We start from the raw sequence: 10883 nt of genomic DNA on the forward strand, positions 1-10883 counted from the left end.
GAGTTTTACCTCATGTCCAAGCGCTTCCATCTCGCGCGCCCAATAATGTGCGCTGCCACATGCCTCGAGGATAACCAAGCTTGGCTCCTGCTTAGCCATGAACACGGGAAACTGCGTTCGCGTCAGCTTCTTGCGAAACTGAATCTCCCCCGTGTGCAGCGCCCCATGAACTTGAAAAACATTCTTTGCCAGATCGACCCCGATCATCATATCCTTCATCTCGCCGTCCTCCTCTTTGTGTGGCTTTCAACACCACGACCTTGGCACATTGCGATGCCGTCTGGGGAGGGCGGCAACCACTCCATCTGCTGAATGGCGGCCTCCACCTCGCTATCAAGCGCGCTTGTCGCCTCATCCAGCACCAGAATGGGCGCGTCTTTCAAAATGGCGCGGGCCAAGGCGATACGCTGACGCTGCCCGCCCGAAAGCTTCACCCCACGCTCCCCCAGATGCGCGTCATAGCCGCGGCGGCCTTTGTGATCCTCGAGTTCCTGAATGAATTCATGCGCTTCGGCACGTTCGGCCGCCGCGATAACCTCGGCCTCGGTCGCATCGGGCCGCCCGTAAAGGATGTTGTCCCGCGCGGAGCGGTTGAACATCGCGGTTTCTTGCGTGACCATGCCGATATTGCGCCGCAAGCTCTCTTGCGTGACTTCCGATGTATCCATTCCGTCAATCACGATCTTGCCCTGTTCCGGTTCATAGAGCCGTAAAAGCAGCGCAACGAGGGTCGATTTCCCTGCCCCCGAGGCACCAACGATCCCCAGCTTCTCGCCCGGTTTGATGGTAAGCGAAATCTGATCGATCCCACCCGTCTGGCGGCCATAGGCAAAGCCGAGGTCGCGCAGTTCGATCTGCCCGGCCTCCACGACCAATTCCTGCGCATCAGGCCCATCGTCCAACCGCACGCGCGGCGTCAAAGTGCGCATGCCGTCTTCGACCTCACCAATGTTGGAATAGATCGCCATCAGCGTGAAAGACACCCAGCCGGTCATCTGCGCGATACGGATCGCGATGGCACCCGAGGCCACGATATCCCCCTCGCTCGCCATGCCGCGCTGCCACAGTAGGATTGTCCCGCCCATTAGCAAGACCGGCAAAAGCCCGGCAAGGCTCATCAGCGCCAAACGGAACCCGGCGGCGAGATAGCCAAACTCCAACGCCCGGGCACGAAAGCTTTGCATCGCGGAAAGTGCTGCGCGGTCCTCGTGATCGGCATGGGCAAAGAGTTTCACCGTTTTGATATTGGTGATCGTATCCACCACCTGCCCCGACACCAACGCCCGCGCCCCGGCACGGCCCGCCGCCCGCTTGCGCACGCGCGGCAAGAACCAGTTGATCAGCGCTAGATACATGACCAGCCAGACCGAAAACCCAACCGCCACGCGCCAATCGATCGCCAGAAGCAGCGCCACCGACCCCACGAGGGACGCCAGCGCAAAAGCCACCACGTTGATCACCTCAGCCGCCACATCTGTCACCGCCCGCGCGGCCTGCATCTGCTTTTGCGCGATGCGCCCGGCGAAGTCTTCGTCAAAAAAATTTACGTTCTGCCCCAGCGTCCAGCGGTGCAAACGCGACAGCACCAGCGGGTTGACATTGGGCTGCACCATGATCGCGTTCGAGGCCGAGGACAGGCCGAACAGCACAGGCCGCGCCACCAAAAAGAACGCCACCGCGCCCAGCACCAGCACCAGACTGCTGCCTTCGAAAAACCGCTCGGGGCCCGCGCTGACCGTGGCATCGATGACCTTGCCCAAAATCCACGCCGTGCCCGCCTCCATCGCGCCGGCGGCTGCCGACAGAAAGGCCGCGAGCCAGAGCACCGGCCAAGCGCCCGACAGGCACCAGCGCATGAAAGCCCCCAGCGTTTGCGGCGGCGGGCCATCGGCGGGGTGAAACGGGTTGATCCAGTTCGAAATGCTCACGACTTGTCATCCAATGCGAGAAAACCGCCCGACTGACGGTGCCAGAAGGCTGCATATAGGCCAGCTTTCTGCAAAAGCGCGTCATGGGTGCCTTCTTCAACGATACGGCCCTGATCCAGAACCAGAATTCGATCCATCTCGGCAATTGTGGACAGGCGGTGCGCAATGGCGATGACCGTTTTGCCCGCCATCATGTCATAGAGCGTTTCTTGAATGACCGCCTCCACCTCACTGTCGAGCGCGCTGGTCGCCTCATCCAGCATCAAGATCGGCGCATCCTTAAGGATCACCCGCGCCAGCGTGATGCGCTGACGCTGCCCGCCGGAGAGTTTCACACCCCGTTCGCCGACACGCGCATCATAGCCCGAGCGCCCCTCCGGATCTGTCAGATCAAGAATGAACTCATGCGCCTGCGCCTGTTTCGCCGCCGCGATCATCTCGGCCTCGCTGGCATCGGGGCGGCCGTAGAGGATATTCTCGCGCACGGAACGATGAAGCAGCGAGGAATCCTGCTGCACAACACCGATGTGCCGCCGAAGACTGTCTTGCCGCACCTGTGCAATGTCCTGCCCGTCGATCCGGATCTGCCCCGCCTCGGCGTCATAGAACCGCAGCATCAGCTTCACGAGGGTCGATTTCCCCGCGCCGGAGCGGCCAACAAGGCCAATCTTCTCGCCCGGTTGTACGGTGATATCGATACCTTGGATCCCGCCGCTTTCGCGCCCGTAATGATGGCTTAGCCCTGCAATCTCAATCCGGCCTTCGGTCAGCTTCAAGGGGGGCGCATCGTGTCGGTCGGTCAGGGCGAGGGGCTGGGCAATGGTCTCCATCCCCTCGGCCACAACACCCAGTTCGCGGAAGAAGCTCGACAGAGCCCACATGATCCAGCCGGTCATTGAGTTGAGCCGCAGCGCCAGCGCGGCGGCAGCGGCCACGACGCCGACGCTCGCTTCGCCCGCCATCCAAAGCACCAGCCCCCAGCCGACAATACCCACGATCAACATGCCATTAAGAAGGGTCAGCACCACATCCATGATGCTGAAAATCCGCATCTCGCCCTGAAAGGTACGCCGCGCCTCTTCGATGGCCTCTCCGGCAAAGTTGACCTCTAGATCATGATGCGCGAACATCTTGACCGAATGGATATTCGTATAGGCATCCACCACGCGCCCCGTCACCTGAGACCGCGCGTCCGACGCCGCCTTGGACGCAGGCCCGACCCGTTTGATCGTCCATGCCACCAAGCCAGCGTAGAGGATAAACCACCCCAAAAGCGGCACTAACAAGCGAATATCAGAGGTGGACAACAGGATCGCCGCGCCGATCATATAGGCCAGCGAATAAGAGATCGCGTCAAAAACCTGAAAGATCACCTCCCCCGCTGCCGGGGGTGTCTGCATGATCCGGTTGGCGATACGCCCGGCGAAATCATTCTCGAACCAGCCGACGGATTGCCGCAACACATGCCGATGCGCCCGCCAGCGGATCAGGGTGCCAAAGTTCGGCAGGATCGCATTGTTGAGAAGCATCACGTCGACCGCCTGCACCAAGGGCCGCAGGAACAGCACGGCAAGGGCCACGAGGGTCAGTTCGGTGCCATAGTCCTCCCACATCCGCGCAGGGTCGCTGCCGAGCAGGTCAACGATACGGCCCATATAGTAGATCAAACCGATCTCAATCGCCGCGACAAGGATCGCCATCACCCCGGCGAGGACAAAGACCTTTTTAAACGGCTGCGCATAGTCCCGCAAAAAGGGCCAAAGCCCCTGCGGCGGGTGATCCTTTTCGCGATAGGCAACATAGGGATCTACGAGGTTTTCGAAAAATCGGAACATGGGGAGGCCTTGGAAATAAACGGCAAAATGATCGGCGATGCCCGATGGCAAAGCCGCAAAGGGGCAATGGTTATGCCAGCTTAGCTAAACCAGATCCCGCGGTACATCTCGCCCATCTCCCTTGTAATGCGGTTTGGATAGCCGAATTTCCGCGCGATGTCGACCTAGCTGGACTTTCGCAGCAACTCCGCGCGGGTCTGGGTGAAGCCGGAGTTGATCCAGATTTGCTCCAGCCGGGCAAGCTCTTGCCCTAAGGCCGGGCCTTTGAACGCTGGCATCAGGTCTTTGGCCATTACCGGAAAACGGGCAGTGGCGGCGCTTGAAATTGTCTCTAACACGGTGGTTTCGGGCATCTGTTCTGCCATAGCGCCGCGTAGCAATGCAGCGCCACGGGCGATCCCTGCCCCATGACGATAGGCAAGTTCGGCCAGCGGTGGCCCGGCAAAGCCTTGCTCTTGCAGCAACGTCAGACGCTTGGCCTCTGCCTTGCTCAACCGCAGACGATCCGCCAAGGCTTCCCCGCCCAGCGCGGCCAGCCGAACCAGCCAGTCAGACTCAAGCCCCAGCATTTGTTCAAAATGAACCAGCATGGATAGCCAGCGGTCATCACTCCCCGGCAAAAGCACCGGCAAGGCACCGGTTTGCCGCATCAACGCCAAGGCGGGGGCGGGATCCGGCGCGCGGAGCAGCTTTTTGAACTCCTGCCCGACACGCTCTGCCGAAAGCGTTTCTAACCCATCCAAATTCGACGCGATGGCATCCAGCGCCTCCGGCTCCGGCCCCGCCTCCGGGTCGCCATACCACGCCATGAAGCGAAAATAGCGCAGGGTGCGCAGGTAATCCTCGCGGATACGCTGACCTGCATCCTCGATAAAACGCAGCCGTCGCGCGTACAGGTCAGGCAGGCCGCCCAACGGGTCAATCACACGGCCCTCGGGCGTGGCATAGAGCGCGTTCATCGTGAAATCACGGCGGCGGGCATCTTCGGCGATATCGGTGGAAAAGGCCACGACAGCCCGGCGGCCATCGGTTTCCACATCGCGCCGAAAGGTGGTGATCTCAAACGGTTTGCCGCCCGACACAAGCGTTACCGTGCCATGGTCGATCCCTGTCGGCACGGCCTTGACCCCGGCGGCCTTGGCCAGCGCCATCACCGCTTCAGGTGTCGCATCGGTGGAGAGGTCCACATCACTGTCCGGCAGGCCCAGTAGCGCATCGCGCACGCAACCGCCGACGAAATAGATACGGTGCCCGCCATCCTGCACCACGCGGCAAACCTGCTGTGCGTCTGCGTCATGTAGCCAGCGTGTCGTGGTTGGAATCATGTGTTCATGCGGGTCGCCCATGCCCGCAACATACGCGCGGTCGCGCCCCAGATGTAATAGGGGCCATAGGGAACAGCGTAATAATACCGCCGCTGGCCCCGCCAACGCCGGGAATGCACAAGGTAGTTGCTGGGGTTCAGCACATGGTCGAGCGGCACGCGAAACACCTCTTCGACCTCGCCGGGTTCTGGCACCACGGTGAAATCGCGCGTTACATAGCCGATCACGGGGGTCACGCTAAAGCCGGTGACCGTCTCATGGGCCGGAAGAACGCCCAAGACATCCACGATGTCGCTCGGCAGGCCGATCTCTTCGCGCGCTTCGCGCAGGGCGGCGGCGATGACATCCGCATCGCCGCCGTCTTGTTTACCCCCCGGAAAGGCAATCTGCCCGGGGTGATGTTTCAGCGCCGAAGACCGCTTGGTCAGGATCAGTTCCAGCCGCGTTCCGGTATCCACCACCGGGGCGAGCACACCCGCAGGCCGCAGACTGCGCCCCTCGGGCAGGGTGACCTCCGGGTTCAGATCGAAATCGGAGGATTCCACCCCAGTCTGGGCAAGCGCCTCGCGAAAGGACTGGAACCGGTCGCTCACCCTAGGCCTTGGCGTCGAAACCGACCGTGGCCGGATCAAGGTCATAATGCGCGCCGCAGAACTGGCAGTCTGCGGTCACCCGCCCTTCGTCCGTGGTCATCTTTTCGATATCGCGGGCCGAGTAGATCGAAAGGCTTTGACGCACGCGGTCTTCGGAACAGGTGCAGCCGAAACGCACCGGCTGAGGATCATAGACCCGCGGTTGTTCCTCGTGAAACAATCGCAACAGAAGATCGGTCGGCGGCACGCTGGGGCCGATCAGCTCCAGATCCTCAACCGTGCCGAGCAGGATGTTCACGCGGTTCCAATTCTCGGCCTCGTCGCCTTCGACCAAATCATCGGCTTTGAGGACCTCACCCGTCCCTTCGCCCGACGCTGATAGTGGCGAGGCTTTGGGCATATGCTGCAACATGATGCCACCAGCACGCCAATGCTCTGGCTCGCCGGGGCCCGACGATTTGCCAAAGCTCAGCGAAAAGCGGGTCGGCAACTGCTCGGACTGGGCGAAATAGGCTTCCGCACAGGCAGCCAAAGACCCACCGGCCAGCGGCGTGATGCCCTGATAGGGGGTCATGCCTTTGCCTTGGTCGATCATGATCGCGAAATAGCCTTCGCCGATCTGTTCAAACGGGGCGTCATCGGTCAGCCGATCCGCATCATAGCTGGCATAGGCGCGGATGCGCGCAGGCTCGCCTTCCTTTTCGGGGCCGTAGTAATCGGTCGCGATCATCCGAACGGCGCCTTTGGATTGCACCTGTAGCGACAGTTTCCAACGCAGTTTGATCGTCTGACCGATCAATGCGGTCAACAACGCCATCTCGGCCACCAAGGCTTCGACCTGCGGCGGATAGTCGTGCTGCTTCAGGATGCCTTCCAACACGCCATCAAGCCGCGCCACGCGGCCGCGCATGTCGACATCATCAAGCTGAAAGGGCAGAACGGTATCGTCCCACGCGATTTTAGTTCCTTGGGTCATCGGGTTTCCTTATCGGGGGCCGCTTGGCATACCGCGTCTATATAGGCGCAGCAACCCATGGAAAAAGGGGCAGCAGATGATCCGACGTACAGGTGAGACACCACAGCCCGGCCAAAGCTACACACCGCGGCCCGGGGTCTATGCCATTCTCCCGCTGCAACGCCGCTTTCTGATGACGCTGGAAATGGTCCAAGACGCCGAGGTGCAATTGCCCGGCGGCGGTATCGAAGCGGGAGAATCCCCGCTCCAAGCACTCCACCGCGAAGTGCTGGAGGAAACCGGCTGGCGCATTGCCCGCCCGCGCCGATTGGGCGCGTTCCGTCGCTTTACCTATATGAAGGATTACGACCTCTGGGCGCAAAAGATCTGCCATATCTACGTCGCGCATCCCGTGCGCCAGATCGCCGCGCCGACAGAACCACATCACGCCACTTTGGTGCTATCGGCCAGCGAAGCATTGGCGACCCTCGCAAACGAAGGCGACCGCCTGTTTCTGCAACGCCACCTGCGCTAAACGTTGCCCTGATACTCAAGCAATATCCCTGACACATCATCGGGGAAATCACGGCTGCCCGCGAATTCGGAAAGCTTCCAAACCAGCGCGCTGAGAAGCGCCGGACCGCTGAACCGGCGCAATTCACCCAGCATCCCTGCCAAACCCTCTTCGCCCAACATCTCTCCGCCCGGATCGGGGCATTCCGTCACCCCATCCGATAGAATCAACAGCCTGTCCCCCGGCGCCATCTGAAGCTTATATTCCTCAAACCCCACCCCGGCGAGCAAGCCAACAGGAAAGCCCCCGGTGCCCGGCTGTTCGACCTGCCCATCGCCGCGCAGCAAAGCGGGATGCGGGTGCCCTGCCTGCGCAACTGTGACCTCCCCGGTGGTGAGGTCGGCAATCGCCAGCATTAGCGTAAAATAATGCTCCGTCTCCATCTCATGAAGAACAAGATCGTTAAGCTCTTCGATCACCTCCCCCGGGGGGCGCGCCGCATAGCTGCCCCCGGGCAATAGCGTGAGCGCAAGGTTCTGGTCCGGCGTCGACGCCGACAGATATCCGGCCAGCCGCGCCGTCATTAGGGCCGAGCTGATGCCATGGCCCGACACATCCAAACCGAAAAGCCCCACGACCCCCGGTCGCACAGGGAAATACCCCACCAAATCGCCGCCAACATGCCCGGCAGAGCGCAGCATCATCGACAGATTGCCCCCCTCCATGGCGCGATAGCGTTCGCGGAGCAGCGATTGCTGGAATTTCTTGGCCTCAATCAAATCCTTGTCGATCAGCGCATGCACCTGCCGAAGAACATCCAATGTTTCGGTGATCAGCTTGTTTTTCTGCGTCAGCTCACGCTGCATGACCAGAAAACGCTCCCCAGCCATGACCCGGGCGCGCAGGTCCGGCGGACCGATTGGCCGGATCAACACATCATCAGCCCCCGCATCAAGGGCGCGGGTCACCGCGCCACCTTCAGGCCTGTCGGTGAGCAGAATGAAATAGCCACGACGCTCTTCCGACAGGCTTCGGAAAGTCCGGCAGACGTCGAGCCCCGACAGCCCCGTCATCGTCCAACTGCAGAGCACAATATCAGGCAAACGGCGCTCGCAAAGGGTCAGAGCCACAGCACCCGACGCGGCAGAGATCACCTCATACCCCCATGCCCTCAGAGACGCCGAGAGAAAACCCCGATGGGTTTCATCCCCCTCAACCACCAAAATCAATGGCGACACAGCAGGCGTCGCCACCGCTTCAGAGAGGCTGGGGATATCCAATTTCATGCGACACGATCCTGACAGGCCTGCTGATCTAAACAGCGATGGCTTACCGAAACGTGAATTCTTCTGTAAATCCGCCGCGTCGGGCGCGCCTACAGCACGAACTGCGCCAAGGTCTCGTCGTTGGTGATATCCGTATAGGTAAAGCCGGATTGCCCCAGCTGTTCAAGGAAGGGCTTAAAATTCTCAGGTCGCCGCGTCTCGATCCCAATGAGGACAGAGCCGAAATTTCGCGCCGACTTCTTCAAATACTCAAACCGGCAGATGTCATCCTCCGGGCCAAGCAGCATCAGAAACTCCTTCAACGCCCCCGGCCGCTGCGGCATGCGCAGGATGAAATACTTCTTCACGCCCGAATAACGCTGCGCCCGCTCTTTGACCTCTGGCAAACGCTCGAAATCGAAATTGCCGCCCGAAGCCACACAGACCACCGTCTTGCCGACAATCTGATCGGCCACCTCGCCCAGCGCATCTATCGACAGCGCGCCTGCTGGCTCTAAAACGATGCCTTCGACATTCAACATCTCGTTGATCGTCACGCAAATCCGGTCCTCCGGCAGATGCACCACATCCGCCGGGTTCACCCCGCGCAAACGCTCAAAGGTCCGCGCGCCGATCTTGGCCACCGCAGCGCCATCCACAAAGTTATCGATCGGAGAGACATCGACCGGCGCCCCGGCCTCCAACGCCCGCGCAAGGCTCGGTGCCCCTGCGGGTTCGACGAATGTATAGTCGCAGGCGTCCCCAAAATAACTGACCACCCCCGAAGACAGCCCGCCGCCGCCTACGGGCAAGATCACCCGATCCGGCACCCGGCCCAATTGCGCGGCAATCTCCACAGCAACAGAAGCTTGCCCCTCAATCACGTCATCATCGTCAAAAGGCGACAGGAAATGCGCGCCCTCGTCCCGGCAAAAACTCTGTGCTGCCGCCAAGGTGGCATCGAAATAATCCCCCACCAGCCGAATCTCGACATTCTCACCGCCGAACATCCGGGTCTTTTGCACCTTCTGCTGCGGTGTGGTCACCGGCATGAAAATCACGCCGCGCGCCCCGAAATGGCTGCAGGCAAAAGCCACCCCCTGCGCATGGTTCCCCGCCGAGGCACAGACAAACAACCCCTGCCCCGGGATCACTTTGCGCATCGCATTGAACGCTCCGCGCAGCTTGTAAGAGCGCACCGGGCTTAAATCCTCGCGCTTCAGCCAGATATCCGCGCCAAAGCGGTCCGACAGATGCTCATTGCGGAGCAGCGGTGTCGCCGGGAACAATGCCCGCAGCGCCTCTGCCGCCGCCTGTGCTTTCTGTGCAAATTCATCCGCCATCTGTGCTCTCCTTGCTGCCATTCGTCGATAGGCGCGCAGCCTGCATAGGTCAACGCAGGCTTCAATCTTGCCCGCGCCCGCGAAAACCGCTACCTCGCAGGGCGAACTTGAAAGGAACCCCGTCATGTCCGCGCCTAAGAAAGTCGTGCTTGCCTATTCCGGCGGCCTCGATACCTCGATCATCCTGAAATGGCTGCAAACCGAATATGGCTGCGAGGTGGTGACCTTCACCGCCGACCTCGGCCAAGGTGAAGAGCTTGAACCGGCCCGCAAAAAGGCCGAGATGATGGGCATCGCGCCAGAGAACATCTACATCGAAGACGTGCGCGAGGAATTCGTCCGCGACTTCGTCTTCCCGATGTTCCGCGCCAACGCGGTCTATGAAGGTCTGTATCTCTTGGGCACCTCCATCGCCCGCCCGCTGATCTCCAAACGCCTCGTGGAAATCGCCGAAGAAACCGGTGCCGATGCCGTGGCCCACGGTGCAACCGGCAAAGGCAACGATCAGGTCCGCTTTGAGCTGGCCGCCTACGCGCTCAACCCCGACATCAAAGTCATCGCCCCTTGGCGCGAATGGGATCTATCGAGCCGCACCAAACTCTTGGAATTTGCCGAAGCGCACCAAATCCCCGTCGCAAAAGACAAACGCGGCGAAGCCCCCTTCTCCGTCGATGCCAATCTGCTGCACACCTCTTCCGAAGGCAAAGTCCTCGAAGACCCAGCCATCGACGCGCCCGACTATGTCTACCAGCGCACGGTGAACCCCGAAGACGCGCCGGACACGCCCGAATACGTCGAAATCGGCTTTGAGCGCGGCGATGCCGTCAGCATCAACGGCGAAGCCATGTCCCCCGCCACGATCCTCACCAAATTGAACGAGCTCGGCGGCAAACACGGCTGTGGCCGTCTCGACCTCGTCGAAGGCCGCTTCGTCGGCATGAAATCCCGCGGAATCTACGAAACCCCCGGTGGCACCCTGCTGCTCGAAGCCCACCGCGGCATCGAATCCATCACCCTCGACCGCGGCGCCATGCACCTCAAAGACGAGCTGATGCCGAAATACGCCGAACTGATCTACAACGGCTTCTGGTACAGCCCCGAACGGACCATGCTGCAAGCCGCCAT

The 10883-nt window shown here is 60.9% G+C and carries 9 protein-coding genes and 1 pseudogene; 2 read left to right on the plus strand and 8 right to left on the minus strand.

Features of this window, described 5'->3' with window-relative positions; translation table 11 throughout:
• From A3722_RS16565 to hslO, 6 genes and pseudogenes are all read right to left on the minus strand, one after another.
• Nucleotides 1-219, minus strand: a pseudogene (locus A3722_RS16565) (IS110 family transposase); the annotation flags it as partial.
• Entirely contained in the window at nt 216-1928 is a 1713-nt protein-coding gene (locus tag A3722_RS16570; RefSeq protein ID WP_236627463.1) for an ABC transporter ATP-binding protein, read from the minus strand. The gene A3722_RS16570 and the pseudogene A3722_RS16565, both read right to left, overlap by 4 nt.
• Entirely contained in the window at nt 1925-3763 is a 1839-nt protein-coding gene (locus tag A3722_RS16575; RefSeq protein WP_067622290.1) for an ABC transporter ATP-binding protein, read from the minus strand. The genes A3722_RS16570 and A3722_RS16575 overlap by 4 nt, the downstream gene beginning before the upstream one ends.
• A 164-nt stretch (nt 3764-3927) precedes the next feature.
• Nucleotides 3928-5088 carry a CCA tRNA nucleotidyltransferase gene (locus A3722_RS16580; protein ID WP_067622287.1) on the minus strand — a complete coding sequence of 387 codons (1161 nt, stop codon included), beginning with the start codon at nt 5086-5088 and terminating at the stop codon, nt 3928-3930.
• A complete protein-coding gene (locus A3722_RS16585) occupies nt 5085-5681 on the minus strand; it encodes a CoA pyrophosphatase (protein WP_067622284.1) in 597 nt (198 codons plus the stop codon). Before A3722_RS16585 ends, A3722_RS16580 begins: the two co-directional genes overlap by 4 nt.
• 1 nt (nt 5682) lies before the next feature.
• A complete protein-coding gene (gene hslO / locus A3722_RS16590) occupies nt 5683-6657 on the minus strand; it encodes an Hsp33 family molecular chaperone HslO (protein WP_067622281.1) in 975 nt (324 codons plus the stop codon).
• A 76-nt stretch (nt 6658-6733) separates the two neighbouring features.
• Here hslO and A3722_RS16595 point away from each other — a divergent pair, with 76 nt between their 5' ends.
• On the plus strand, nt 6734-7171 hold the full coding sequence (locus A3722_RS16595) for an NUDIX domain-containing protein (protein WP_067622279.1): 438 nt from the start codon (nt 6734-6736) through the stop codon (nt 7169-7171).
• Here A3722_RS16595 and A3722_RS16600 read toward each other — a convergent pair.
• A complete protein-coding gene (locus A3722_RS16600) occupies nt 7168-8436 on the minus strand; it encodes a PP2C family protein-serine/threonine phosphatase (RefSeq protein ID WP_067622276.1) in 1269 nt (422 codons plus the stop codon). The genes A3722_RS16595 and A3722_RS16600 overlap by 4 nt on opposite strands.
• An 89-nt stretch (nt 8437-8525) precedes the next feature.
• On the minus strand, nt 8526-9758 hold the full coding sequence (gene ilvA / locus A3722_RS16605; RefSeq protein WP_201722059.1) for a threonine ammonia-lyase IlvA: 1233 nt from the start codon (nt 9756-9758) through the stop codon (nt 8526-8528).
• A 124-nt stretch (nt 9759-9882) separates the two neighbouring features.
• Here ilvA and A3722_RS16610 point away from each other — a divergent pair.
• Nucleotides 9883-10883: argininosuccinate synthase (locus tag A3722_RS16610; protein WP_067916313.1), on the plus strand; the 1001-nt coding region annotated here is incomplete at its 3' end.

This window comes from Sulfitobacter sp. HI0027 (genome assembly GCF_001634775.1).
Classification (GTDB): domain Bacteria; phylum Pseudomonadota; class Alphaproteobacteria; order Rhodobacterales; family Rhodobacteraceae; genus Sulfitobacter.